This is a genomic window from Nocardia amamiensis NBRC 102102 (genome assembly GCF_001612745.1).
In the GTDB taxonomy this organism is placed as follows: domain Bacteria; phylum Actinomycetota; class Actinomycetes; order Mycobacteriales; family Mycobacteriaceae; genus Nocardia; species Nocardia amamiensis.
This window is the reverse complement of the sequence record NZ_BDBA01000118.1, coordinates 1-24,412: the sequence shown is the minus strand read 5'-3', so window position 1 is coordinate 24,412 and position 24,412 is coordinate 1. Positions and strand designations below refer to the sequence as shown.

General features: G+C 69.0%; 21 protein-coding genes. 10 read left to right on the top strand and 11 right to left on the bottom strand.

Annotated elements, in window-relative coordinates; all coding sequences use genetic code 11:
* Nucleotides 1–192: 192 nt before the first annotated feature.
* The 3 genes from NA4_RS22065 to NA4_RS22055 form a co-directional block, all read right to left on the bottom strand.
* A complete protein-coding gene (locus NA4_RS22065; protein WP_067473133.1) occupies nucleotides 193–867 on the bottom strand; it encodes a PhzF family phenazine biosynthesis protein in 675 nt (224 codons plus the stop codon).
* 104 nt (nucleotides 868–971) lie between these two features.
* The gene (gene ahpD, locus NA4_RS22060; protein ID WP_067473130.1) at nucleotides 972–1,511 is read right to left on the bottom strand and encodes an alkylhydroperoxidase, AhpD family; all 540 of its coding nucleotides are present in this window, start codon (nucleotides 1,509–1,511) and stop codon (nucleotides 972–974) included.
* A gap of 93 nt (nucleotides 1,512–1,604) precedes the next feature.
* A complete protein-coding gene (locus NA4_RS22055) occupies nucleotides 1,605–2,192 on the bottom strand; it encodes a peroxiredoxin (protein WP_067473143.1) in 588 nt (195 codons plus the stop codon).
* A gap of 186 nt (nucleotides 2,193–2,378) precedes the next feature.
* Here NA4_RS22055 and NA4_RS22050 point away from each other — a divergent pair, with 186 nt between their 5' ends.
* From NA4_RS22050 to NA4_RS22025, 6 genes are all read left to right on the top strand, one after another.
* Nucleotides 2,379–3,287, top strand: coding sequence for a hydrogen peroxide-inducible genes activator (locus tag NA4_RS22050; protein WP_067473126.1), 909 nt, complete (start codon nucleotides 2,379–2,381; stop codon nucleotides 3,285–3,287).
* Nucleotides 3,288–3,356: 69 nt separating this feature from the next.
* Nucleotides 3,357–3,824, top strand: coding sequence for a gamma-glutamylcyclotransferase family protein (locus NA4_RS22045; protein ID WP_067473123.1), 468 nt, complete (start codon nucleotides 3,357–3,359; stop codon nucleotides 3,822–3,824).
* A gap of 57 nt (nucleotides 3,825–3,881) precedes the next feature.
* On the top strand, nucleotides 3,882–4,472 hold the full coding sequence (locus NA4_RS22040; protein WP_067473119.1) for a TetR/AcrR family transcriptional regulator: 591 nt from the start codon (nucleotides 3,882–3,884) through the stop codon (nucleotides 4,470–4,472).
* A gap of 76 nt (nucleotides 4,473–4,548) precedes the next feature.
* The gene (locus NA4_RS22035) at nucleotides 4,549–5,283 is read left to right on the top strand and encodes an SDR family NAD(P)-dependent oxidoreductase (protein ID WP_067473118.1); all 735 of its coding nucleotides are present in this window, start codon (nucleotides 4,549–4,551) and stop codon (nucleotides 5,281–5,283) included.
* Nucleotides 5,283–5,486: a tautomerase family protein gene (locus NA4_RS22030; protein WP_067473115.1), complete on the top strand. Its 204-nt coding sequence runs from the start codon at nucleotides 5,283–5,285 to the stop codon at nucleotides 5,484–5,486. The genes NA4_RS22035 and NA4_RS22030 overlap by 1 nt, the downstream gene beginning before the upstream one ends.
* 161 nt (nucleotides 5,487–5,647) lie before the next feature.
* Nucleotides 5,648–7,027, top strand: coding sequence for a cation:proton antiporter (locus tag NA4_RS22025; protein ID WP_067473111.1), 1,380 nt, complete (start codon nucleotides 5,648–5,650; stop codon nucleotides 7,025–7,027).
* A gap of 59 nt (nucleotides 7,028–7,086) precedes the next feature.
* Here the strand turns inward: NA4_RS22025 and speD are convergent, their stop codons facing one another.
* The 4 genes from speD to NA4_RS22005 all read right to left on the bottom strand — a co-directional run bounded on the left by speD (nucleotide 7,087) and on the right by NA4_RS22005 (nucleotide 13,090).
* Complete coding sequence (gene speD, locus NA4_RS22020) at nucleotides 7,087–8,289, bottom strand: adenosylmethionine decarboxylase (RefSeq protein ID WP_067473108.1); 1,203 nt, start codon at nucleotides 8,287–8,289, stop codon at nucleotides 7,087–7,089.
* A gap of 8 nt (nucleotides 8,290–8,297) precedes the next feature.
* Nucleotides 8,298–9,413, bottom strand: coding sequence for a type III PLP-dependent enzyme (locus NA4_RS22015; RefSeq protein ID WP_067473105.1), 1,116 nt, complete (start codon nucleotides 9,411–9,413; stop codon nucleotides 8,298–8,300).
* 163 nt (nucleotides 9,414–9,576) lie between these two features.
* Nucleotides 9,577–12,075: a DEAD/DEAH box helicase gene (locus tag NA4_RS22010; protein ID WP_067473102.1), complete on the bottom strand. Its 2,499-nt coding sequence runs from the start codon at nucleotides 12,073–12,075 to the stop codon at nucleotides 9,577–9,579.
* Between the two features lie 70 nt (nucleotides 12,076–12,145).
* Nucleotides 12,146–13,090: a PAC2 family protein gene (locus NA4_RS22005; RefSeq protein ID WP_067473139.1), complete on the bottom strand. Its 945-nt coding sequence runs from the start codon at nucleotides 13,088–13,090 to the stop codon at nucleotides 12,146–12,148.
* 279 nt (nucleotides 13,091–13,369) lie between these two features.
* Here NA4_RS22005 and NA4_RS22000 point away from each other — a divergent pair, with 279 nt between their 5' ends.
* Both NA4_RS22000 and NA4_RS21995 read left to right on the top strand, forming a co-directional pair.
* A complete protein-coding gene (locus NA4_RS22000; protein ID WP_084497334.1) occupies nucleotides 13,370–14,074 on the top strand; it encodes a hypothetical protein in 705 nt (234 codons plus the stop codon).
* 472 nt (nucleotides 14,075–14,546) lie between these two features.
* A complete protein-coding gene (locus tag NA4_RS21995) occupies nucleotides 14,547–15,623 on the top strand; it encodes a DUF4192 domain-containing protein (RefSeq protein WP_245671533.1) in 1,077 nt (358 codons plus the stop codon).
* Between the two features lie 272 nt (nucleotides 15,624–15,895).
* Here the strand turns inward: NA4_RS21995 and galE are convergent, their stop codons facing one another.
* Both galE and NA4_RS21985 read right to left on the bottom strand, forming a co-directional pair.
* Entirely contained in the window at nucleotides 15,896–16,876 is a 981-nt protein-coding gene (gene galE / locus NA4_RS21990; protein WP_067473097.1) for a UDP-glucose 4-epimerase GalE, read from the bottom strand.
* Nucleotides 16,877–16,879: 3 nt separating this feature from the next.
* Nucleotides 16,880–17,566 carry an iron-dependent transcriptional repressor DtxR gene (locus NA4_RS21985; protein WP_067473094.1) on the bottom strand — a complete coding sequence of 229 codons (687 nt, stop codon included), beginning with the start codon at nucleotides 17,564–17,566 and terminating at the stop codon, nucleotides 16,880–16,882.
* A 209-nt stretch (nucleotides 17,567–17,775) separates the two neighbouring features.
* Here NA4_RS21985 and NA4_RS21980 point away from each other — a divergent pair, with 209 nt between their 5' ends.
* Both NA4_RS21980 and NA4_RS21975 read left to right on the top strand, forming a co-directional pair.
* On the top strand, nucleotides 17,776–19,047 hold the full coding sequence (locus NA4_RS21980) for an acetoin utilization protein AcuC (RefSeq protein ID WP_067473091.1): 1,272 nt from the start codon (nucleotides 17,776–17,778) through the stop codon (nucleotides 19,045–19,047).
* On the top strand, nucleotides 19,040–21,709 hold the full coding sequence (locus tag NA4_RS21975; RefSeq protein WP_067473088.1) for a bifunctional acetate--CoA ligase family protein/GNAT family N-acetyltransferase: 2,670 nt from the start codon (nucleotides 19,040–19,042) through the stop codon (nucleotides 21,707–21,709). Before NA4_RS21980 ends, NA4_RS21975 begins: the two co-directional genes overlap by 8 nt.
* A 322-nt stretch (nucleotides 21,710–22,031) precedes the next feature.
* Here the strand turns inward: NA4_RS21975 and NA4_RS21970 are convergent, their stop codons facing one another.
* Together NA4_RS21970 and NA4_RS21965 are read right to left on the bottom strand one after the other, a co-directional pair.
* Nucleotides 22,032–23,000 (bottom strand): sigma-70 family RNA polymerase sigma factor, encoded by a 969-nt coding sequence (locus NA4_RS21970; RefSeq protein ID WP_067473085.1) that lies wholly within the window; start codon nucleotides 22,998–23,000, stop codon nucleotides 22,032–22,034.
* Between the two features lie 195 nt (nucleotides 23,001–23,195).
* Nucleotides 23,196–24,412 (bottom strand): DUF7782 domain-containing protein (locus tag NA4_RS21965; protein WP_067473082.1); only part of this gene is annotated, 1,217 nt, incomplete at its 5' end.

Below are 24,412 nucleotides of genomic sequence, written 5' to 3'. Positions count from 1 at the left end.
GAGCGTCAGCGAGGTGGAGTCGTGAGCGAGCGTCAGCGAGTGAACCGGGGACGCAGCGCGCTCTCGCGGACGACGGAGCCGAGCGTCAGCCAGGTGGAGTCGTGAGCGAGCGTCAGCGAGCGAGCCGAGGGCACAGCGCGCTCTCGCGCACGACGGAGCCGAGCGCCAGCGAGGTGCAGTCCTGAGCAGGCTCTAGATCACGACAGGCTGGTCGGCGACGACACGCCCGCCCAGGCGTACCCAGCCGTCGGAATCCCACTGGGTGAACAATTGGGAGCCCTTGCCCTGGACGATGACCAGGCTTTTGCGCAGCAGCGCGGTCAACGCCACGGCCGCGGCGCCGGTCGCTTCGTCCTCGACGATCCCCATGGTCGGCGCGAACATGCGGGAGCGCAGCGTCCCGCGATGTTCGTCGGTCCAGCTCCACAGATAGTGCGGGCCGCCGGGAAACTCGTCCGCACGGAGGGTGGCGAGTTCCTCGGGGTCTTCGAGCTGGTGGAAGGTGAAGGCAGGCGCCCATTCGCCGCGCGCGGTGATCCAGGTCAGCCCGTCGTTGAGTTCCACCGCCACCGGACCGGCGGGGACCTCCAGCGTCCGCACCGGAGTTCCCTGGGCGGCGAACCACCACGCTGTCCCCACCGACGGATGCCCGGCGAACGGGAGTTCCACCGTCGGCGTGTAGATCCGGACCGCGGCGATCTCGTCGACCGGTGGTTCGACCACGACGGTTTCGGCGTAGCCGGCCTTCGCCGCCAGTGCCTGCCGGTCGGCCGTGGCCACGTCCGCGGCCCGGGCGATGCCCAGTTCGTTGCCGAACCGGCCTGCGGCGTCGGTGAACACTCGGACCACGTCAAGCTGGGTGCCCATTTCGCCGAGCCTACTCGGGTGCCCCGGCACCGAGCTGTGGTCCAGGCCACACCGGGAACGTGAAGAGGCCCCGATCCGCGGATCGGGGCCTCTCCACGACGACCTCAGATCGCGGCGGTGGTGAGCGCCTCCGTCGACTGCACGGCCTGACCCACACCGGCCACGATGGCCGCGGCGCGCAGCGATTCGAAGATCACCTCGCGGGACACGCCCGCCTCGCGCAGCGTGTGCTCGTGCGCCTCCAGGCAGTGCGCACAGCCGTTGATCGAGGAGACCGCGAAGGACCAGAGCTCGAAATCCGCCTTGTCGACGCCCGGCGAGCCGATGATCTGCATCCGCAGCCCGGCGCGCAGATCGTCGTAGCGGCCGCCGAGGAACGCCTTGCCCCGGTAGAACACGTTATTCATGCCCATGATCGAGGCGGCGCCGAGCGCGGCGTTGTACGCCTCCGCGGTCAGCACGTCGGCGGCGGCCTCGGCGATCTCGCGCAGCGTGGTCGCCGACCGGGTCGCGGCCGCCGACGCCAGCAGGGTGCCCCACAGTTGCTGTTCGGTCAGCACCGTGGTGCGCGCGATCGATGACAGGTTGAGCTTGAGGTCCTTGGCGTACTCGGGAAGGGAGTTCTTCAGGTTCTCAATGCTCATGCGGCGATTCCTCTGCTCAGGTCAGCCCCGTAGGGGCAGGTCGTTTCTCGATGACAAGATGACGCACCGGAAACCCTGGTGCGCCGGGATGTTTCAGACGCTGGCCGCGAGGAGCTCACCGGCGTCGATGGTCGGGTCGCCCTTCTTCCAGTTGCAGGCGCACAGCTCGTCGGACTGCAGCGCGTCCAGCACCCGCAGCACCTCGTCGACGTTGCGGCCCACCGAACCGGCGGTGACCGAGACGAACTGGATCTCGTTGTTCGGGTCGACGATGAAGGTGGCGCGGTCGGCGACGCCATCGGCGTTGAGCACGCCGGTGGCCGTGGCCAATTCACGCTTCAGGTCCGAGAGCATCGGGAAGGGAAGTGTCTTGAGGTCCTCGTGCTGCGCGCGCCACTGGAAGTGCACGAACTCGTTGTCCACCGACACGCCGAGCACTTGCGCGTCCCGGTCCTCGAATTCGTCGTTGAGCTTGCCGAACGCGGCGATCTCCGTCGGGCACACGAAGGTGAAGTCCTTGGGCCAGAAGAAGACGATCCGCCACTTGCCCGCGTGGTCGTCGCTGGTGATCCGGGTGAAGTAGTCGTCAGGCTGCTGAGCGTCGACCTTCGACAGATCACCGCCGATGACCGCGGTGAGGTGGTACGCCGGGAATTGGTCGCCGATGGTCAGCAGGGCCATGCTCATCTCCTCGTCAGGTTTGTTTTGTAGCGCTGTTTTCGATGTGCGGTCTTCGCGGGCCCTTCGTGGTCACGGAAGCTACCGCCGCCGGGCCCGGTGCTCAGACCGCGGGCAAAAGCTCACCGGTGATCTTGCCGGAAGCCCAGATAAAAGGTAAAGGTGATCAGTCGCACTAGACTGATAGGCGTGACTGATCAGACTTATCAGCCCACCCTGTCACAGCTGCGTGCGTTCGTAGCGGTCGCGGAATACCGCCATTTCGGCACCGCGGCCGCCCGGCTCCGTGTGAGCCAGCCCACGCTATCGCAGGCGCTCGCGGCGCTCGAACACGGGCTCGGGATCCAGCTGATCGAGCGGAGTACCAGGCGGGTGCTGGTCACCGCCGCCGGAATGCGCTTGCTGCCCAAGGCGATGGCCACGCTGGAGGCCGCCGACCGCTTCGTCGCCTCGGCGACCGGCGACGGGCTCGGCGGTAGCTTGCGGATGGGCATCATTCCGACCGTGGCGCCCTACGTGCTGCCCGGGTTGCTGCCCGAACTGCGCAAGCGGCTGCCCGCACTGCGCCCGCAGATCATCGAGGACCAGACCGCCCGGCTGTTGGACGGACTGCGCACGGGCGTCTTGGACGTCGCCTTGCTCGCGGTTCCCACCGACCTGTCCGGCGTGGTCGAGATCCCGCTCTATACCGAGGAATTCGTGCTGGTCACCCCGCGTGGCCACGAACTGGCCGGGCGTACGGACCTGGCCGCGTCGGTGCTCGACGCCCAGCCGCTGCTGCTGCTGGACGAGGGGCACTGCCTGCGCGACCAGACCCTGGAGGCGTGCCGGTCGGCCGATGCCCACCCCGCCGCGGTCGGCGATACCAGGGCCGCCTCGCTGGCGACCGTGGTGCAGTGTGTCGCGGGCGGGCTCGGTGTGACCTTGATTCCGCAGATGGCCGTCGCGGCGGAAACAGCCGGCGGCACACTGGATGTCGCGCATTTCGCGGACCCGGCGCCCGGGCGCACCATCGGCCTCGCGTTCCGTGCCTCCAGCGTCCGTGCCGACGACTACGAATATCTGGCCGCCATCATCCGCGCCCAGCGCCCGATGTAGGGATCGGGCGCCCCTGCGTCGAGCGCGCGGGACGGGCACAGTGGGTAGCGGGTGAGAGGAGCAGTGGACATGGAATCGGCGGCGCTGGGTCCCGGGCGGCTTGGTGGTCTGTCGGGGCTTGATCACGCGCTGTTCGTCTACGGCACGCTGCAATTTCCCGAAGTGCTGGCGGCGCTGCTCGGAAGGATTCCGTCCCTCGAACCGGCCGAGCTGCCCGGCTGGCGCGCGGCCGCGCTACCGAGGCGGATCTATCCCGGATTGGTCGTCGCGCCGGATGGGCTGACCAGGGGCGCCGTGCTCGATGGTCTCACCGCGGCGGAATGGGCGATCCTCGACGCGTTCGAGGACGACGAATACGACCTGCGCCGCATACTCGTCGGCGACCGGGTGGGTCCGGTGTGGACCTACGTCTGGACGGCCGCCGCCGATCCGGTTGATTGGCAACGGGATCGGTTCGCCGCGGAGCATCTCGGGCATTTCGCTGCACGATCCGCGCGGTGGCGCCATATTCCACCGGCCGCGGAAGGCACTCCGTGATGCCTCGTCGAGGTGTGCGGGTTGCAATTTCCAGACGACCGGTCGTATAGTCGGGTCATGGCGCGACCGAGACGTAGTGAGGACACCCGGCGACTTCTGGTCGAGGAGGGCGCTGCCGGGTTCCTGACCAACGGCTACCACGGCACGGGACTCAAACAGGTCCTGGACAAGGTCGGAGTGCCGAAGGGGTCGTTCTACAACTACTTCGACAGCAAGGAGAGCTTCGGGCGCGCGATCATCGAGCATCACTCGCTGTGCGTCCAGCGCAATCTGACCGAGGCGTTCGCCCCCGCGCCGGATCCCGTGAGCGGGCTGCGGGCGTTCTTCGGGCGGCTGATGGACGATTTCGTCGCGGCCGATTTCACCGGCGGCTGCCTCATCGCGAACCTGGGCGGCGAACTGGAAGGCAGTGAGCTGCTGCGGGAATCGCTGTCGGCCGCGTGGGGCGCTTGGCGCGACCGCGTCGCCGAGCAATTGGCACACGGGCAGCGGCTCGGCATGATCCGCGCCGATATCGACGCCACCGAGCTGGCCGACCTGCTGCTCGAATCGTGGGAGGGTGCGGTGATCAGGATGAAGATCGATCGCACCCTCGCACCGCTGAACAAGTGCTTGGATCGCCTGCTCGGCGACTATTTCCTGCCCTGAGTCAGGGTTGTTCTGGCCGGCGTCTTTCCTTTACCCATTCCAAGACGACCGGTCGTATATTGAGAGAAGGAGAGAAATGACGAAGACGGTCATCGTGACCGGTTCCTCGAGTGGAATCGGCCGCGATATCGCACGCGCGTTCGTGGAACGCGGCGACAACGTGGTGCTCAACGGGCGTGACACTGCCAAGCTTTCGCGGGTTGCCGCCGAACTCGGCGCGCCCGGGCAGGTAGCCACGGTGGTCGGCGACATCGGTGCGCCCGCGACGGGTGCCGCCTTGGTCCAGGCCGCCGTCGAGCGGTTCGGCGGCGTGGACGTGCTGGTCAACAATGCGGGCATCTTCGGGGCCACACCCTTCGTGGACGTCACCGAGCCGGAACTGGACCGCTATGTGAACGGAAACCTCAAGGGCACTTACTTCACCACGCAGGCCGTGGTGCGACGGTTGCTGGAGCAGGCCACCGGCGGCAGCATCGTGAACATCGGCACGGTGCTGATCGACCACGCCCTCGCCGGGCTGCCCGCGTCGGCGGCGCTGATCAGCAAGGGCGGCGTGCACGCGCTGACCACCAGCCTCGCCGCCGAACTCGCGGCCGACGGCATCCGGGTCAACGCGGTCGCGCCGGGCATCATCCGCACTCCGTTGCACGGCGACGGCGACGAAGCGGCCGCAGGCAGGTTGGCCCTGCTCAACCGCATCGGCGAGGTCGCCGAGACCACCGCCGCGGTGCTATATCTCGCCGACGCCGCTTTCACCACCGGACACATCTTCCCCGTCGACGGCGGGTTCATCTCGGGAAGGGCAGCCTGATGCCATACGTGAACATCAAAGTGACCGATGAGGGTGTAACTCGCGAGGAGAAGGCGCGACTGATCAAGGGCGTGACCGATCTCCTGCACGACGTGCTCGGCAAGGCGCCCGCGAGCACCTTCGTCGTCATCGACGAGGTTGCGCTGTCGGACTGGGGCGTCGGCGGGATGAACGTCGAAGAGTGGCGCAAGCAGCAATCCTGAACCGCGAAAAACATTACCTGACGGTATGATTCGGGCGTCGTCGAGCTCGTGCTGAGCGGCGGCGCCCGAACTCGGCACACGAGTCACACCGAGGCCGTTGCGTTTTCATCGGTGTCCGAGATCCTGGTACGACCGACACAGCTCGACGGAGGGGAGCTGCGATGCCATCGCTGCTGGAAATCTCGACCCACTTCTTTCTGCAAATCGTGGTCATCCTGGTGACCTACCGCCTGCTCTGGCCGCTGCTGCGGCGGCTGGGGCAAGTGCAGGTGGTCGCCATCATGATCGCGGGCTTCCTGCTCGGGCCATCGGTGCTCGGCTGGGCGTGGCCGCAGGCGCAAGAGTGGCTGTTCCCGACGAAGCTCGCGGTGGGAGGCACGAGCATCGTCCACCCGAACCTGACCGCCATCTACGTGGTCGGCCAGATCGGGCTGGTGCTGTACATGTTCCTGGTCGGTAGCTCGTTCCAGCTCGACATCTTCGGTAAACACCTGCGCCAGGCGGGGGCCACCTCGGCGACCGGCGTCGCGGTGCCGATGGTGCTCGGCGGCGCGGTCGGCTGGTGGATGGCCGTGCAGGGCGGATTCTTCACCGACGGGGTGGCCGACTGGCAAGGCGCGCTGTTCCTCGCGGCCGCCGTCGCGGTCACCGCCTTCCCGATCCTGGCCTGGATCGTCTACGACTCCGGACTGATGAACACCCGGCTCGGCACGATGTCGCTGGCCGTCGCGGCCGTCGACGACGCGTGCGCGTGGGTGCTGCTGGCCGTGGTCGTCGCGACGGCGAAGGACAGCCCGGGCGGTGTCTACCTCGCGGTCGGCGGCGGGCTGGTCTACCTGCTGTTCATGGTCTTCGTCGCCCGCCGGTGGCTGGCGCGGCTGGAGACCTGGACGCCGCGGCGCGGTGACACCGAACGTGCGGGCGGAGTGCCGGTCGGTCAGCTGACCGTGGTCCTGCTGGTGGTGCTGCTGGCCGCCTGCGTCACCGACGTCGTCGGAATCCATTCCGTGCTCGGCGCTTTCGTCGCCGGTATCGTCATGCCCCGCGGCGAGCTCCTGGACCGGATCCGGGACCGCTTCGAGCCGCTGGTCGGCTACCTGCTGCTCCCCGCCTTCTTCATCTACACCGGCCTGAACACGAAGCTGAGCCTCATCTTCGAGCCGCAGGTGCTGGTGATGACCGTGGTGGTGCTGGTCGTGTCGTTCGCGGGCAAGTTCGGCGCGGTCGGGCTGGTGGCCCGCTCCCAGGGCATGGGCTGGCGGGAGGCGGGCGCCATGGGCGCGCTGTCCAACGCCCGCGGGCTGATGGAGCTGGTGTTGCTCAATGTCGGATTGTCGGCGGGGCTGATCACGCCCGAGCTGTACACCGTGCTCGCGATCATGACGACGGTGACCACCTTCGTTGCCACGCCGCTGCAGCGGATGTTCGAACGCAGCGCGTGGAAGAACGGCATGGTGTTCGGGCCCAGCGGCGAGGAGCCGAAGGGGAGCGCACCGCCTGAGCAGCCGAAACTGCCGCCCGTGGACTCGGCCCGGGTCTGACACCGCCCGGATATGCCGAACGCGCCGGATTCGACCGGCGCGTCCGGAGTCGATCTGCCCTACACCCGCAGCGCGTGCGGTTCGATCGCGCCGCGCACCAGCGCGCGCGCGTCGATGGTCTGGGCCTGGTACGGCAGCAGCGCCAGACGATCGGTCATGCGCTCGACCGGGTCGTCGATCGGGTCGACCATGCCGAACAGGAACGACCACTCGTGCTCGTCGCTGCCGTAGTGCACGACGGTGCCGAACTGCTCGTGGAAACGCTGCCAGGACCGCTTCAGCGTCTCGTTGCGCCACATGGTCGCGCATCCGGCCTGCGCGCTCAGCACACCGCCGGGCGCGAGCAGCGCACGACATCGGGACAGGAACTCCGCCTCGTAGAGCCGGTTGTGCTGCGCGTCCTCGACGCGCTCGTCCGGCAGGTCGATCACGATGACGTCGTAGCGGGTGCCGGCCTTGGCTGCCGTGGCGAGGAAATCCCAGCCGTCGGCGTAGTGGACCGTGATCGGCCCTTCGCCCTCGACCGCGGCGGCAAGCTCGGCACTGGTGTAGCCGTAGGGCAGGTGCTGGGCGCACAGTTCGACCTCGAGCTGGTCGATGTCGACGTGATCGACGCGGGTGGCGCCCGCGGCGACCGACATCTGGCTGGCCACGCCCTCGCCGGAGCCGATGATCAGCACGTTGTCCAGCTTCCCGGCCAGTGCGAAGGCCGGGACCATCATCGCCTCGTGGTAGGTCAGCTGGGAGAACTCGGTGGACTGGCGGTCGTCGTCGGAGAACAGGCTGATGCCTTGCTCGGTCCGAGCGATGACCATGTGCTGGAACGGCGTATGTGTGTCGACGATCACTTCGTGCAGGTCCCAGATGCGGGTCAGGCCCGCGCCGACCGGTTCCTCGATCCGCTGGCTGCCGTGTCCCCTGCGGATGACCTGCATGCGAACATCCTTCGGGGACAACGCGTCCCGGAGCAGCTCGACCGCCTTCTTCGCTCCCGCGCCGATGCTGCCGCAGGTGAAGACGTCGACGAAGATGTCGCCGGACTCCGGATAGGTGTGAATCGAGGCGTGGGACTCCGACAACAGCGCGAGGACGGTCACCCCCTGCGGTTCGAACTTCTTGTGTACGACATCGCAGATGGTGACGCCCGCCGCGATCAAAGACTCACGCAACGCCGATTCGAGTCGTTCGAGATCGTCGCAGAGGGCTGCGTCGACACCACCGAACTCGGCCAGCACATGCCAGCCGGTGAATTCCGCCGTCATGGGCAAACTCACTCTCGCTCAGCGCCCGAGACATGAACGGTCAAGGGCGGAAAACCATTGAAGGACACCGACGAATAGCTCGCGGTATAGGCGCCGGTGTCGGGGATTCGAATGCGATCACCGGCTCGCAACGTGGTCGGTAGGAGGACTCGCGTGCGTTGATACAGTACATCGTCGCCGTCGCAGGTCGGACCGGCTACCACCGCCTCGTCGACGGGGTCGCCGTCCCGATCGGTGTGGAACCGGTAGGCGATGTACTCGTTCTCGGTCTCGGCCATGCCGTTGTAGCGGCCGATATCGAGATACACCCAGCGTCGTCCGTCCGGCGCGGTGCGGACGCCGACGACCTCGGCGTGAATCGTGCCCGCCGAACCGACCAGCGCCCGGCCCGGTTCGACGACCAATCCGGTTTCCCCGGAAAGGAATTCGGCCGCGGCGTGGTTCACCACCGCGGCGATCTCACCCAGTGCGGGCGCGGATTCGGCGTAGGAGATCGGCAGCCCACCGCCGATGTTCACCCAGCCGACCGGAATGTCCTTGTCCGACAAGGCTTCCACGATCCGGCCGGCCTGTTCGATGCCGATCCGCCACGCGGTGGGGTCCAGTTGCTGGGAGCCGACGTGGAAGTACGGCCCGCCGACCACCAGTCCGAGGTCCCTGGCCCGGACCAGCAGCCGCAACGCCTCGCCCGGGGCGCAGCCGAACTTCGTGCCGAACGGCGTGCGCGACTCCGGCGCCGCGGCGAGGAAGCGGCACTCCACCTCGGAGCCGGGCGCGTGCTCGACGATGCGCAGCAGGTCTTCTTCGGTGTCGAAGGCGAAACGGCGCACCCCCAGGGCATATGCCCGAGCGATGTGGGCGGCTTTCTTGATCGGGTTGCCGTAGCACAAGCGTTCCGGCGCCACCCCGAGGCCGAGGCACAGGTCGATCTCGCCGATGCTGGCGACGTCGAACTCCGCGCCCTCCTCGTCGAGCAGGCGCACGATCTCCGGCACCGGGCTCGCCTTGACCGCGAAGCGGATCCTCGCCGCGGCGCCCCGGTCCGCGGACAGGGCGGCATCGAGCGCGCGGTAGTTCTCACGGACACGCTCGGGATGGATGACAAGGTACGGCGATTCGGGCATAGTAGATCTTTCGCTTGGGCAGCGGGGGAGAGAGTATCAGCGGCCCGTACCCAGAAACGAATCCGTCAAACCTTGGATTCGCCGCATGGTCGCCGAACCCCGTCCTGCTCCCAGGGTGGGTGTGCTGACCTGCGTGGATGCGGAACCGGCGTGCGGTGCTGGCTCAGCCGGCGGATACCGTGACGTCGTCGAAAACGACTTCGCCCGCGGCATCGGACTCGGCGAGATCGACCACCGCGTCGATCGACCAGCCATGGTCGCCCGCCGGGTCGTCGAGCACCTGCCGCACCCGCCAGAATCCCGGTCTTCGTTCCACCTGGAACAGCTGCGGTCCCCTGGCGTCGGGACCGGTGCCGATCCGCTCGTACTCGGCGAAGTAGTCGGCGAGCGCCTGCGCCCAGTCCAGGCCCGGGCTCAGTTCGCCCAGGTCGTCCCACCGCCGCAGCGCGGCCAGTTCCACGCGGCGGAACATCGCGTTGCGGATCATGACCCGGAAGGCACGCTCGTTCGCGGAGATCGGGCGCACCGTCTCCGCGCCGAAGGCGACCTGGTCGGCGTCGGTCTCTGCGCCGGGATTGGTCAGCTGCTCCCATTCGTCCAGCAGGCTCGAATCCACTTGGCGGACAAGCTCGCCGAGCCACTCGGTGAGGTCGTCGAGTTCCTCGGTGCGGGCGGACTCCGGCACCGTGCGCCGCAGCGCCCGGTACGCGTCGGCGAGGTAGCGCAGCACCACGCCCTCGGAGCGGGCCAGCTCGTAGAAGGAGATCAGCTCGGCGAAGGTCATGGCGCGCTCGATCATGTCGCGCACCACGGACTTCGGCGCGGGCGCGAACTCCGACACCCACGGATGCCCGGACCGATAGGTCTCGTAGGCCGGTTCGATCAGCTCGGCCAGCGGCTTGGGCCAGGTCACCTCTTCGAGCAGCTCCATCCGCTCGTCGTAGTCGATGCCGTCGGCCTTCATCTCGGCGATCGCCGCGCCGCGCGCCTTGTGCTGCTGGGCCATGAGCAGCTGGCGCGGATCCTCCAACGTGGATTCGATGAGCGACACTACGTCGAGGGTATAGCTCGGCGAATCTTTGTCCAGTAGATCCAGCGCGGCCAGCGCGAACGGCGACAGCGGCTGGTCGAGGGCGAAGTCGCGTTGCAGGTCGACGGTGAGGCGGGCGCGGCGGCCCTGCGCGTCCGGTTCCGGCAGCTGCTGCACCACCCCGGCGTCGCGCAGCGCGCGGTAGAGCCGGATCGCGCGCAGGATGTGCCTGCGCTGGGCGGGGCGCGGTTCGTGATTGTCCTCGAGCAGATGGCGCATGGCGTCGAAACAGTTGCCCGGCCGGGCGATCACGTTCAGGAGCATCGCGTTGGTGACGGTGAAGCGCGACACCATCGGCTCCGGCTGGGCCGCGACCAAGCGGTCGAAGGTGTCCTCGCTCCACGAGACGAAGCCTTCCGGCGGCTTGCGCCGCTGCACCTTACGCTGCTTCTTCGGGTCGTCGCCCGCCTTGGCCAGCAGCCGGGTGTTCTCCACCTCGTGCTCGGGCGCCTGCACCACGACCGTGCCCATGGTGTCGTAGCCCGCCCGGCCCGCGCGGCCGGCGATCTGGTGGAACTCCCGCGCTTTCAACCGCCGGGTGCGCACGCCGTCGAATTTGGTCAGACCGGTGAGCAGCACCGTGCGGATGGGCACATTGATGCCGACGCCGAGGGTGTCGGTGCCGCATACCACCTTCAGCAGGCCGTCCTGGGCGAGCCGCTCCACCAAGCGGCGGTATTTCGGCAGCATGCCCGCGTGATGGACGCCGATGCCGTGCCGGATCAGCCGGGACAGGGTCTTGCCGAAGCCGGCCGCGAACCGGAATTCGCCCAGCGCCTCGGCGATCGCGTCCTTCTCCGCGCGGGTGGCGAAGTTGACGCTGGTCAGCGCCTGGGCACGCTCCAGCGCGGCGGCCTGGGTGAAGTGCACCACGTACACCGGCGCCTGGTGGGTGGTGACCAGCTCTTCCAGGGTCTCGGTGATGGAGGTGCGCGCGTAGGAGAAACTCAGCGGTACCGGGCGTTCGCTGCCCGCGACGACCGCGGTGGAGCGGCCGGTCCGGCGCTTCAGGTCGCGGGCGAAGAAGTCGACGTCGCCGAGCGTCGCCGACATCAGCAGGAACTGGGCGCGGGGCAGCTCCAGCAGCGGGACCTGCCAGGCCCAGCCTCGGTCGGGATCGGCATAGAAGTGGAATTCGTCCATCACGACCTGGCCGACGCCGGCGTCCGCGCCCTCGCGCAGCGCGAGATTGGCCAGGATTTCCGCGGTGGCGCAGATGATCGGCGCGTCCGGGTTCACCGCGGCGTCACCGGTGACCATGCCGACGCGCTCGGCGCCGAACACCTCGCAGAGGGCGAAGAATTTCTCGCTCACCAGCGCCTTGATCGGGGCGGTGTAGTAGGTGCGCAGGCCCTGGGTGAGGGCGAACAGGTGTGCGCCGACCGCGACCAGCGATTTTCCGGAGCCGGTTGGGGTGGCGAGGATGACGTTGGATCCGGAGGCCAGCTCCAGCAGCGCTTCGTCCTGCGCCGGATACAGCGGGGTGCCCTGCTCGGCGGCCCACATCCCGAACGACTCGTAGAGTGCGTCGGCGTCGGTCCCCGGGATGTCGAGCAGTTCGGTCAGATCCACTCCGACCACCCTACGGCCTCGCTATCGGCGGCGTGGGCAGGGGCGATCGGTCCTCCGACCGCGCCAGGAGTCAGTCCCGCTCGCCTTTGTCGTCGCCGTTGTAGCCGCCCTGCTCGGCGAGGAATCGTTCGAACTCCGCGCCGAGCTCGTCTCCGCTGGGCAGCTCGCCGTCACCGGCCAGCAGGCTCGACTGCCGCTCCTGCGCGGTGACGAAGCTGTCGTACTGCCGCTCCAGGGCGTGCACCACGGTCTCCACCTCGGTATTGCCCGCGATGTGCTCGTTGACCTGTTCGCGCACCCGCGCGGCGGCCTCGCCGAGCGCGGCCAGCGGAAATTCCAGGCCCGCGTTGTCGGCGACGTTCTCCAGCAGGGTCTGCGCGGCCTCCGGGTAGGCGGTCTGCGCGAGGTAGTGCGGCACGTGCACCGAGAAACCGACCGACTCGTGACCGTGCTGGGCCATGCGGAATTCCAGCAGCGACGACGCGCTGCCCGGCACCTGGAGTTCGCCCGGCCACCGCTGATGCTCGGAGATCAGGTCGCGATCGGAGGAATGCGCGGTCACCCCGAGCGGGCGGGTGTGCGGAATGGCCATCGGAATCGCGCTGAGCCCGATGCTGCGGCGCACGCCGAGTTGTTCGGCGAGCAGGCGCACGGCGGTGGTGAACTTCTCCCAGCGGAGGTCCGGCTCCAGGCCCGCCAGCAACAGGAACGGGGTGCCCGCGGTGTCGCGCAGCGCCCAGAGGTTGAGCTCCGGCTCGGCGTACTCGGAGAAATGATCGGTCTTGAAGGTCATGAGCGGGCGCCGCGAGCGGTAGTCCAGCAGCTCGTCCACGTCGAACGAGGCGACCAGTTCGCTTTCGAGGCTCTCGCGCAGGTGCGTGGTGGCCAGCCGTACCGCGTGTCCGGCGTCGGTGAAGCCTTCCAGTCCGTGCACCAGGACCGGGCCGGAGCCGTCGGCGGACGACAGCTGCGGAGCGGGAAACTCCAGTTCGTACATTCGCGACTCGTACTCCATCGCGTACTCCTTCCTGCGCGGTTCCTGCGGCCCGGACGCGTACCTCACGCGCCAGTGTGGTTGCCTGCCCGATCGTTCGCCACCGGTGGTGGTAGTCGTGTGACGAGCAGTCGTCCGAGACGGGGACCACCGTCCATTGTCCCTCATGCCGATGACGGGCATCGCGCACGGCCGGACATCGACCCATACTCCGAGGCAACAGCATCGGTGTTCCGCGCATTCCCGGCCCGGCGGCGTGGCATCTCCGGCTGGGCTCCGGGAGTTTGGCACAGTGAGCGTGTGACGGTGCTGGATTCGACGTGCGGGCGGCCGAGCTGGACGGTGCCGGTCGTGTGCGCCGTGCTGCTGGCCGGGTGCGGGGCGACCGTGCCGGGCCACCCGCTCTCGTCGGCTCCTGCCACGGTGACCCGGCAGGTGAGCGCGGAACTGCCGACGCTGCTGCCGGATCCGGCGCAGTTTCCCGCCCGGTATCCGGCGGTGGTGCTGCCGCAGGAGGCCGTGGCCCAGGCGGCGGGCGATCTGGACGGCATGGGACGCGGTGCCGACGTGCAGCCCAGCCGGTGTGTGCCGCCCCGCCAGGACTTCGGACCTGATCGGGCTGCGATGGCGGTGGGCACCGATGAGCAGACACGCGCCACGCTGACCGTCGAATTGGCGCGCACCGGCGAGGCGTTGGCGTCGTTGCGCGCCCGGTTGATGCAGTGCGGGTCGGTGCGGGTGACCCGCGCGGGCGCGACGACCACCGTGCTGACCGAGTTGGACGCGCCACCACCTGCCGACGCCGACGACGCCGTCGCGTTGCGCAGAACCGTGCGGCCGGAGGCGGGCGGCGCCGGGCTGACCCAGTCCATGCGTACGCGCGTAGCCCAGATCGATGATGTACGAATCTCGGTGACATATATGTCTTTCGACGACGAAGAGCCGGATACGGCGGCGCTGGACGCACTGTTCTCGACGGCCGTGCGCAAGGTGCGAGAGGGGTAGGCCCGGCCCATGCCGGACCCCCGGCGGCACGGTATCAGCGGGTACCGACATCGATCGCGGTCGCGACGGCCGCACAGGTGATTCATGCACAGTGTGGAGTGAATTCCCCAGACCAGCCGAAACATGAGGTCGGCATCGAAGACTCCAGGGCGCGGACCGGCAGACTCGGCGCATGACCACTTCCGCGACACCCCATCCAGCTCCTGAGCCCGTCGACGCCGAGCACACGGGCCGGAGCAGCGCGCTACGCCCTGGCCTGCGTAGCCGACGTGCATTGCCCTGCTCGGCCTCCTCCGTTGCCCGGCGACCCGATGACGTCAGAGCACTTGCGCGAGAGTCGGTTTCGAAGAGTACGAAAGGAAAGGCGAGCGCGGGGGAGGAGCGGCATACCCGTCTCGACCCGGCTGGAAGGGCCCGATGCTGCGACGAGCCTCCGCCCTTCGGCCGGGATACGTCGCAACACGCCGTGTCCGTGGATGATCCGGGTGAGCTGATCGCGGCCGTACCCGCGATGCTGGGGTTCACTCCCGAGCGGTCGGTGGTGGTGCTCGTCCTGCGGGGTGCAGCGGGGGACGCCGCGGTGGTCGACGCGGTAGTGCGGTTCGACCTGGACTCGCCTGGTGGACGGCGGGTGCGATCCGGACCGCTGGCCGCCGCCGTCACGCGGATCTGCGGGTCCGAGGCGGCCGAAGTACTTGCGGTCCTGGTCGACGATCGCGCTGCCGAACCGGACTCGCACGCCGACCGGAATCACTGCGCCGCAGGACGATTCGACGTGCTTGTCGGCGAGCTGGGCAGACGCTTGGCGTTCGCCGGCATCGCGCTCGGCGGAGTGTGGGCCACACGCGAGATCGCCGCCGGGCAGCGCTGGTGGACATTGACCGGGCCGGACCGGCGTGGTGTGCTCCGGGATCCGGCCGCCTCGATGGTCGCGCTCACCCACGTGCTGGACGGCAGGCCGATCCGCGGCTCCCGCTCCGAACTCACCGACCTGGTCGCGGTGGATCCGCTGTCGTGCACGGAGGTGGCGGCGCACTTGGACAACGCGGTCATCCTCGCCCGGGAGCGGTATGCGCGGGCCGCACGCCGCGGTGACCCGGACGAATACAGCAGGCAGGCCCTCGACTACGTGCTGTGGCAGATCGCCAACGTCGCGTCCGGCACGGCACTGATGGCGCCCGAACTCGCGAAACTGGCCGCCGCTCTGCGGGATCGGGCGGTCCGGGACGCGATGTTCGCCTTGGCTGTCGGCGACCATGCCGCCGCTGCCGAGGCGCTGTGGGGCGCGCTCACCCGCGCACTGTCCGGTCCGGATCGCGCGGAGGCCGCGGCACTGCTCGGCTACAGCGCCTACGTTCGCGGTGACGGCCCGCTCGCGGGCATCGCCCTGGAGGCTGCGCTGGAGGCGGATCCGGGACATCCGATGGCGGTGCTGCTCGATACTTCACTGCGCCTGGGCATGCGTCCGGAACAGTTGCGGCGGCTGGCCAGAAGCGGCTACCAGACCGCCGCGGGGCTGGGTGTCGACCTCGGCACGCCGGCGCCGTGAACGGGTTGCGCGGGGCGGATGCCGAGTTGGCGGAGCGTCATTCGCAGAACGAGGTTTACCGCACCGTGGATGACGCAGTCCGCGCTTCGCCCACCACAGCCGCATCCGTACACCAGCGGGACGCTCGCGCGGTGGTCCGGGCAACAGATACGCCGCAGCGAGGGCCGGCCGGACGAGGATCGTTGTCCTCGCAGCGGCGTCGGCTGGGCCGAGATGGTGAGGTTGTGCCCGCCCGAGCCGGGGCATGGCCGACTCGGGCGGCGCGGCGCCGACTACTGTGCGCTGTGCGCGCGCGAACCGAGCGACTGGAAGAAAGCCCAGGCGTCGGCCACGATTTCGTCGAGGTCGTTGTGTTCGGGTCGCCAGCCGAGTTCGGCGATGGCGCGCGTACTGGAGGCGATCAGCGTCGCCGGGTCGCCGGGGCGGCGCGGCGCGTCCTGTGCGGTGATCGGCAGACCGGTGACGCGTTCGCACGCCGAGATCACTTCGCGGACGGAGAATCCGGTACCGCTGCCGAGGTTGTAGATCCGATGGGTGCCCGCCTCCGCGGTCGCCAAGGCCAGCAGATGGGCCTGGGCGAGGTCGCGGATGTGGATGTAGTCGCGGACCGCAGTGCCGTCCGGGGTGGGCCAGTCGGTGCCGAAGACCGAGATCGCCTTGCGATGCCCGGCCGCGACCTGCAGCACCAGCGGGATGAGATGCGTTTCGACCACGCGGTTCTCGCCCAGACCACCGTAGGCGCCCGCGACGTTGAAATACCGGAGGCTGGTCGCCGCAAGCCCGTGCGCGATCGCATAGGAGGTGATGGCATGGTCGATGGCCAGCTTCGAGGCGCCGTACGGATTGGTCGGGCGGGTCGGGGCGTCTTCGGTGATCGGCACCTGCTCCGGTTCCCCGTAGACGGCCGCGGTCGAGGAGAAGACCAGCCGCGGCGTTCCCGCGCGCCGCATCGCCTCCAGCAGCTCGAACGTCTTCACCACATTGCCGTGCCAGTATTTCTCCGGCTGCTGCACCGACTCGCCGACCAGCGACTGCGCCGCGAAATGCAGGACCCCGTCGAAGGTTTCGGCAGCCAGCAGCGCGGGCGCGGCCACCGCCAAGTCGCCCTCGACGAACCGGGCGCCGGAGGGGACGCCGTCGGCGTTGCCGGTGGACAGGTCATCGACCACGACGACCTCGTGCCCGGCTTCCAGCAGAACCTGCGCGCAGACGCCACCGACGTAGCCCGCGCCACCCGTGACCAGAAGTTTCACGCGTCAGACCAGCTTCACCTGGACGGCGTGCGCCATCTCGTCCGACAGCTCGAAGCCGGCGTGCCCAGGCACGGTGATGACGACCGAGCCCGGCTTGTTCTCGACCGTCACGCGCGCGTCCGGCACGACGCCCGCTTCGCGCAGGCGGCCGATGACCTCCGGATCGGTCTGGATGTGCTCCGCGAGCCTGCGCACGACCACGGCGTGCACCTGCCCGTGCGGCAGATCCGACAGCCGCACCAGCTTCTCGTCGGTGGTGGCGGGCGGTACGACGCCCAGTTCGTCCAGACCCGGGATGGGGTTGCCGTATGGGGAGGTGGTGGGGTGGTTGAGGACCTCGACCAGGCGTCGTTCGACGTCCTCGCTCATCACGTGCTCCCAGCGACAGGCCTCCGCGTGCACGTTCTGCCAGTCGAGCCCGATGATGTCCACGAGCAGCCGCTCGGCCAGCCGGTGCTTGCGCATCACTGCCACCGCCATGCTGCGCCCCTTCTCGGTCAGCTCCAGATGACGGTCTCCGGCGACCAGCAGCAGACCGTCACGCTCCATCCGCGCCACGGTCTGGCTCACCGTCGGGCCGCTCTGCTCGAGGCGCTCGGCGATCCGGGCGCGCAGGGGCACTACGCCCTCCTCCTCGAGGTCGTAGATGGTACGGAGATACATCTCCGTGGTGTCGACCAGATCCTTCACCTGTTACCCCTTCGTCGGCACGAATTCTACCCACGCACGCCGACACCGCCGTGTGCCGGATCGTGTCGCTCCGCGCTGCGCCCGGCATCTCCGATGGCACCGCGGCAGCCCGGTCGGCGCACGGCGGGCAGCCGTGACCGCACCTGCTTGTATTTGTACTGCATAGGAACGTTTCGCGGGGTCCCTTGCTTCCCGCTAGCGTTGCGAATATGGCCACTGCACCCCCCGGCGGACTTCCGGCGTCTGCCTCATCCGGGACGAGCCGGCCGGGAACCGTCGTCTGGACCGATCGGTTTCTGGATTACGCCTGGACCCCGGAGCATCCGATGAAACCGGCGCGCCTGAAGTTCACCATGGCGCTGGCGGAAAGTCTCGGATTGCTCGAGGGTGTCGAACTGCTCGAACCCGCCGGCGCGGAACGCCAGGACCTGCTGCGCATTCACACGCCCGACTACCTCGACGCCGTCGAACACGCCGTGCCGCCGATCGGTTCGCCCATCGCACCGCCCTACGGCTTGGGTTCGCCGGACAATCCGGTGTTTCCGCGCATGCACCAGGCGGCGTCCACGATCGTCGGCGGCACCTTGACCGCGGCCAAGGCGATCGCGGAGGGGCGCACCAAGCGCGCGGTGAGCATCGGCGGCGGCATGCATCACGCGATGGCCGATTCGGCCGCCGGGTTCTGCGTCTACAACGACCCCGCGGTGGCCATCTCCTGGCTGTTGGACCACGGTTTCGACCGCATCGCCTACATAGATGTGGACGTGCACCACGGCGACGGTGTGCAACGGGCCTTCTACGGCGATCCCCGGGTGCTGACCATTTCGCTGCACCAGCATCCGGCGACCCTGTGGCCGAACACCGGTTGGCCGGAGGAGACCGGCGCGGGCGCGGCCGAGGGTACGTCGATCAACCTGGCGCTGTTGCCGGGCACTCGGGATGCGCAGTGGCTGCGCGGATTCCATGCGGTGGTCCCCGGCGCCGTGGCGGCGTTCGGTCCGCAGATCGTGGTCAGCCAGTGCGGGGTGGACACCCATCGGGAAGATCCCCTGGCCGACTTGGAACTCACCGTCGACGGTCAGCGCGCGGCGTTCCGCGCGATGCGCGACCTCGCCGACCGATACGCCGAAGGACGCTGGCTCGCCGTCGGCGGCGGCGGATACGGACTGGTCCGCGTGGTGCCGCGAGCCTGGACGCATCTGCTGGCCACCGCGTTGGATCGCACCATCGACCCCGCGACGCCGATACCGCAGAACTGGATCGACGGAATCCGCGCCGCCGCGCCGCAGTCCGATCCGCCGCGCACCATGGGCGATGGCGGTGACGTTGCTTACCGTCCGTGGGATGGCCCCGGCGGGACCGGGGAGACTGGGGACGTGCGGCTCGACCGCGCCCAACGCGCCGTCGACATGGCCGTGCTGGCCACCCGCCGAGCGACTTTCGGGTTGCTGGGCCTCGACCCGGAGGACCCTCGTGACTGACTTCCCCGACACCGGCGTCCCCGCCGTCCCGCCCCCGCCGCCGCAGCACTGGTTCGCCGACGTGCTTGCCTCCGACGGCGGCGTCGTGCGGCTGCGTCCGATCACCCCCGACGACGCCGATCGCCTGCAGGAGTTCCACAGCGTGCTGTCGGATCGCACCAGGTATCTGCGGTATTTCGGTCCGTACCCGCGGATCTCGCCGAAGGACCTGTACCGGACCACGCATGTCGACTACCACGACCGGGTCGGGTTGGTGCTGGAACTGGGCGAGGCGATCGTGGCGGTGGGCCGCTACGAATTGCTGGACCGGGTCGGCCCGCGGGCGGCGGAGGTCGCGTTCGTGGTGGCGGACGGGCATCAGGGGCGCGGGCTCGGCTCGATTCTGCTGGAGCACCTGGCCGGCGCCGCCGCCGAGAACAAGATCGAAACCTTCGTCGCCGAGGTGCTGGCGGAGAACACCGTGATGGTGACGGTCTTCCGGGACGCGGGCTATCAGGTCGAGCGAAGCAGGGATGGGTCGGTGCTGCATCTGGAGTTCGCCATCGACCCCACCGAGGCACTGCTGTCGGTCCGCGATTCGCGCGAACGTGCCTCCGAGGCGCGCAGCGTGGGCAATCTGCTCGCCCCGCGGTCGGTCGCGGTCATCGGCGCCACCCCGGCGGCGGGGCGGGTCGGCGGTGTGGTGCTGGCGAACCTGCTGTCCGGTGCGTTCCAGGGACCGGTGTTCCCGGTGAACCCCAACCGGAAGTCGGTGCGCGGCGTCCGCGCGTACGCGACGGTCAGGGAGATCCCCGACGAGGTCGATCTCGCCGTGGTCGCGGTGCCGCCCGCGGCGATCGGGTCGGTGCTGGACGACTGTATGGCCAAGGGCGTCAAGGGCCTCGTGGTGCTGACCGCCGGATTCAGCGAAACCGGCCAGGACGGCGTGGCGGCCGAACGTGAGCTGGTCGCCGCCGCCCGCGGCCACGGCATGCGCGTGGTCGGGCCGAGCGCGCTCGGCATCGCGAACACCGACCCGAGTGTGGCCATGAACGCGACATTGGCCCCGGTCCTGCCCGGCCGTGGGCGGATCGGATTCTTCTGTCAATCCGGGCCGTTGGGCGCAGCCATCCTCGGCGAGGCCGCGGCGCGCAATCTCGGCCTCTCGACGTTCGTCTCGGCGGGTAACCGTGCCGACGTCTCCGGCAACGACCTGCTGCAGTACTGGGACAGCGACCCGGACACCGACGTGGTGCTGCTGTACCTGGAGAGCTTCGGTAATCCGCGCAAGTTCTCCCGGATCGCGCGCCGGGTGGCCAGGACGAAACCGATCGTGGCGGTGAGCAGTGGCCGCTCGGTCGCTCAGCAGGCCGGCGACATGGACCGTTCGATCGTGCGGGATCTGTTCGCGCAGGCGGGCATCGTCCAGGTCGACTCGATTTCCGAGCTCTTCGACTGCGCCGCCCTGCTCGGCTATCAACCGCTGCCGCGCGGCGAGCGGCTGGCGGTGGTCGGCAACAGCACGGCGCTGAACTGGCTGGCCGTCGACGCGGCCAAAGGCGAAGGTCTCCAGGTCGGCGATCCGGTGAATCTTGGCCCGCAGGCGACGCCGGGCGCGTACCTGGACGCGCTGGTCGCGGTCCTGCGGTCGGACGAGATCGATGCCGTAATCGTCGTTTTCGCGCCGCCGGTAGCCCTGCCGACCACCGGGTTTGCGGACGCGATCCGCGCGGCGGCAGTCGCGGTGCCCGAGGCCGAGAAGCCGATTCTCACCACGTTCGTCGCCGAGCAAGGGATTCCGAACCTGCTCGCCGTCCGCGGCGCGGGCGCAACCGCGGTGCACGGGTCGATTCCGTCGTATCCGGACCCCGAGCGCGCCGCACGGGCACTGGCCCGGGTCCGGCGTTACGCCGAATGGCGCACCAGGCCGGTTTCCGCTGTGGTGCGGCCACGGGGCATCGACAGCGACCGGGCCCGCCAATTGGTGGCGGACTGGATGGCCGGGTCGGGCGGCCGCTGGCTCACCGATCTGGAGACCGTCGAACTGCTTGCCTGCTACGGCATTTCGGTGGTGGAGTTTCGCGAGGTGCGCACCGCCGACGAGGCGGTCGCCGCCGCGGAGGAACTCGGCTACCCGGTGGCGGCCAAGGCGACCGGCGAACTGTGGCGGCGCAGGCCGGATCTGACCGGAGTCCGGCTCGACCTGTGGCGGCCGGAGGCGGTGCGGCAGGCGTACACCGATCTGGCCGAGCTGTGCGGTGATCCGCTGCTGCACATCCAGAAGATGGCCACCAAGGGTGTCGGCTGCATCCTGCGGGTGCAGGATGATCCTTCTTTCGGGTCGGTGATCGAGTTCGGCCTGTCCGGCCTGATCATCGAACTCCTCGGCGACCGCGCCTACCGGGCGCTGCCGCTGACCGCCGACGAGGCCGCCGCCTTGATCGACGCGCCGCGCGCCGCCCCGCTGCTGTCGGGCACTCCCGCCAGCCCGCGCGTCGACAAAGCCGCCCTCGCCGAACTCGCCCAGCGCATTTCGGCCCTCTTCGACGACCTACCGGAGATGCGGGAACTGTCCTTCGATCCGGTACTGGCGTCACCGAGTTCGGCCGAGATCCTGTACGCGCGCGGCCGGATCGGTCCGGAACCGAGCCGATTCGACACCGGTCCGCGTCGGCTGGGCTGAAGTCGGTCGGGCCGGCCGGGCACAAGCGCACCGGCGACGAGGGCGATCGCGCGCCTGAGTCGTCGGCTCGCACAGGCCATGTCGCGGGTGGGCGTGACCTTGACCATGACCTCGGTCGATGGCGACACCGTCGAGTACGACATCGCGTGGCCCAGAGCTGAGCACGGCCGTAGCCGAGGAGGGGAGAGTGCGAGACCGCCGACCGGCTCGCGCGACGCCCGGAGGGCGGGCACGCGCGTCACCGGTCGGCGCGGGAAGATGACCGCGGTGGTCACCGAGCCGAACGCCGGAGCTGTCTGCGAACTGCCGGCGCCGGGGAGGATCAGCTGGCGTAGGCGCGCAGCCGGTCGGCCCGCTCGCCCTTGCGCAGCTTCGCCATGACTTCGCGCTCGATCTGGCGCACCCGCTCGCGGGAGAGGCCGAAGAGCTTGCCGATCTGGTCCAGGGTGCGCGGCTGCCCGTCGTCCAGGCCGAAACGCAGCCGGATGACCTGCTGTTCGCGCTCGTCCAAGGTGGCGAGCACACTGCGCACGTCGTGGTGCAGCAGACCGGCGATCACCGCGGATTCGGCCGAGGTGGCCTCGGAATCCTCGATGAAATCACCGAGCGGGGCCTCTTCATCGTTGCCGACCGGCATGTCCAGGCTCACCGGGTCGCGGCTGTGGTCGAGCAGATCGGAGATCTTGTCCACCGGGATGCCCGATTCGACGGCCAGTTCCTCGTCGGTGGCCTCCCGGCCGAGTTGCTGGTGCAGTTCCCGCTTGATCCTGGCGAGCTTGTTCACCTGCTCGACCAAGTGGACGGGCAGGCGAATGGTGCGGCTCTGGTCGGCCATGCCGCGGGTGATGGCCTGGCGAATCCACCAGGTGGCGTACGTGGAGAACTTGAAGCCCTTGGTGTAGTCGAACTTCTCCATGGCCCGGATCAGTCCGAGATTGCCTTCCTGGATGAGGTCGAGCAGCGGCATTCCGCGGCCGGTGTAGCGCTTGGCGAGCGAGACAACAAGGCGCAGGTTGGCTTCGAGTAGATGCGACCGGGCGGCCTGACCTTCGCGCACGACGAGGGCTAGATCCCGCTTCCGGCCTGCCGACAGCCGCTTACCGGTTTCCAGCAGATGCTGCGCGTAGAGGCCCGCCTCGATGCGCTTGGCCAGCTCGACCTCGTCGGCAGCCGTGAGCAGCGCGGTACGGCCGATCCCGTTCAGGTACACACGTACCAGGTCGGCGGCGGGGCTCTGGGCGTCGAGGTCCGAATCGCTGGTGCGCACACGAGTGGTGGCGGGGCTTGTCATGACTTGCCTCCTGTCGGTGGTGTCTCACTCCGATCAACGGACCCGACACGGAGAAAGTTCCCCGTTACGGCTGACATAAACCGCTCTGAGCTGCGGTTTTCCGCCCTCTCGTCTGAGAAGTTCCTGAGAAGCACCGCGTCTCGGAGCGATCCCCCGGCCGGGACCCGCACCGGCCGCCGCGTCGTTGCCGTACGGTTATACGGGCCGTACCAATCCGTGACGTACCAGTCCGGTGACTACGGACAACGCGTCGGCCGCGAACTCGACAGTCACCTCCTCGGAGCCGTGGGCGAGCGCCAGTAGTTCGACCAGCTGGTACAACGGCAGGCCGTCGGCTCGCATTCCCGCCAGCAGGGAGATCGTGGCCTCGTCCACTTCGTGCTGCCAGCGCGGGCCGTCGCCCCGGTGCAGCCGCGCCACCTCCGGTGCCCAGCCGTCGGGCCCGGGCAGGTACACGCGCTCGAGCGCGGTCGCGGAGTCCACCGCGAAACGTGCCGACCAGGCGAGATCCTGATCCCCGGCGACGGAGCGCAGCCAGGCCGAGCGCTCGAAATACCGGACGGCCTCCTCGCCGAGCGGGTCGTCGAAGCCGTGCGTGAGGTCTTCGGCGAGCAGCTCGGCCGGACCGTCGATGGCGTGCAGGTAGACGAAACCGAAACCGATGCCCTCGACGTCGGCGGAGGCGAAGGCGTCCAGCCAGCTCTCCGCACGGGCTTGTGCGGCTGGATCGCGCGGGTCGAGGCCCGCATCGCGCAACCAGGTGCCGACATAGAGGGCCGGATCGGCGACATCGCGCTGCACCACCCAGGCGTCGACACCATGCGCGGGCAACCACGAGGAGACTCGTTCGCGCCAGTCCTCGCCGTCGACGTGCACCCACGCGGCCAGCATCGCGGCGGTGCCGCCGGGTGCGAGCAGGTCGGCCGCCTGGGAGATCACCAGTTCACTTGCTCCGTCGAGCGCGAGACCGGAGTCGCGATAGGTGTGCTCGACGCGGGCGGGGCCGACGACGAACGGCGGATTGGCCACGATCTGGTCGAAGCGCCTTCCCCGGACGGGCTCGAACCAGGAGCCTTCGAGCAATTCGATATCCAGGTCGTTGAGCGCCGCGGTGGCTTCGGCCAGCCAGACCGCGCGAGCGTTGACATCGGTAGCCGTGACGTGCCCGGCATAGGAGGCGGCGTGTACTGCCTGCACTCCGCAACCGGTGCCGAGGTCGAGCACCGTGCCGACCGGGCGCGCCGGGGTGGCGCGCAGGAGCGAGAGCGAGGCGTGGCCGACGCCGAGCACGTGGTCCTCCGTCAGCGTGCGGCGGCGCATCGAGTCGTCGAGATCGGACAGAATCCATCGCGTGCCCGCGCCCGCGTCCAGCGGGCGCAGGTCCAGCGCCGCCCGCACGGCGTCGCCGTCGC

Bases quoted from the DNA above. Each gene is read 5' to 3' on its own strand.
- NA4_RS22065 (WP_067473133.1), bottom strand. From the start codon at position 867: ATGGGCACCCAGCTTGACGTGGTCCGAGTGTTCACCGACGCCGCAGGC.
- ahpD (WP_067473130.1), bottom strand. From the start codon at position 1,511: ATGAGCATTGAGAACCTGAAGAACTCCCTTCCCGAGTACGCCAAGGAC.
- NA4_RS22055 (WP_067473143.1), bottom strand. From the start codon at position 2,192: ATGGCCCTGCTGACCATCGGCGACCAATTCCCGGCGTACCACCTCACC.
- NA4_RS22045 (WP_067473123.1), top strand. From the start codon at position 3,357: ATGGAATCGGCGGCGCTGGGTCCCGGGCGGCTTGGTGGTCTGTCGGGG.
- NA4_RS22040 (WP_067473119.1), top strand. From the start codon at position 3,882: ATGGCGCGACCGAGACGTAGTGAGGACACCCGGCGACTTCTGGTCGAG.
- NA4_RS22035 (WP_067473118.1), top strand. From the start codon at position 4,549: ATGACGAAGACGGTCATCGTGACCGGTTCCTCGAGTGGAATCGGCCGC.
- NA4_RS22030 (WP_067473115.1), top strand. From the start codon at position 5,283: ATGCCATACGTGAACATCAAAGTGACCGATGAGGGTGTAACTCGCGAG.
- NA4_RS22025 (WP_067473111.1), top strand. From the start codon at position 5,648: ATGCCATCGCTGCTGGAAATCTCGACCCACTTCTTTCTGCAAATCGTG.
- speD (WP_067473108.1), bottom strand. From the start codon at position 8,289: ATGACGGCGGAATTCACCGGCTGGCATGTGCTGGCCGAGTTCGGTGGT.
- NA4_RS22015 (WP_067473105.1), bottom strand. From the start codon at position 9,413: ATGCCCGAATCGCCGTACCTTGTCATCCATCCCGAGCGTGTCCGTGAG.
- NA4_RS22005 (WP_067473139.1), bottom strand. From the start codon at position 13,090: ATGGAGTACGAGTCGCGAATGTACGAACTGGAGTTTCCCGCTCCGCAG.
- NA4_RS21980 (WP_067473091.1), top strand. From the start codon at position 17,776: ATGGCCACTGCACCCCCCGGCGGACTTCCGGCGTCTGCCTCATCCGGG.
- NA4_RS21970 (WP_067473085.1), bottom strand. From the start codon at position 23,000: ATGACAAGCCCCGCCACCACTCGTGTGCGCACCAGCGATTCGGACCTC.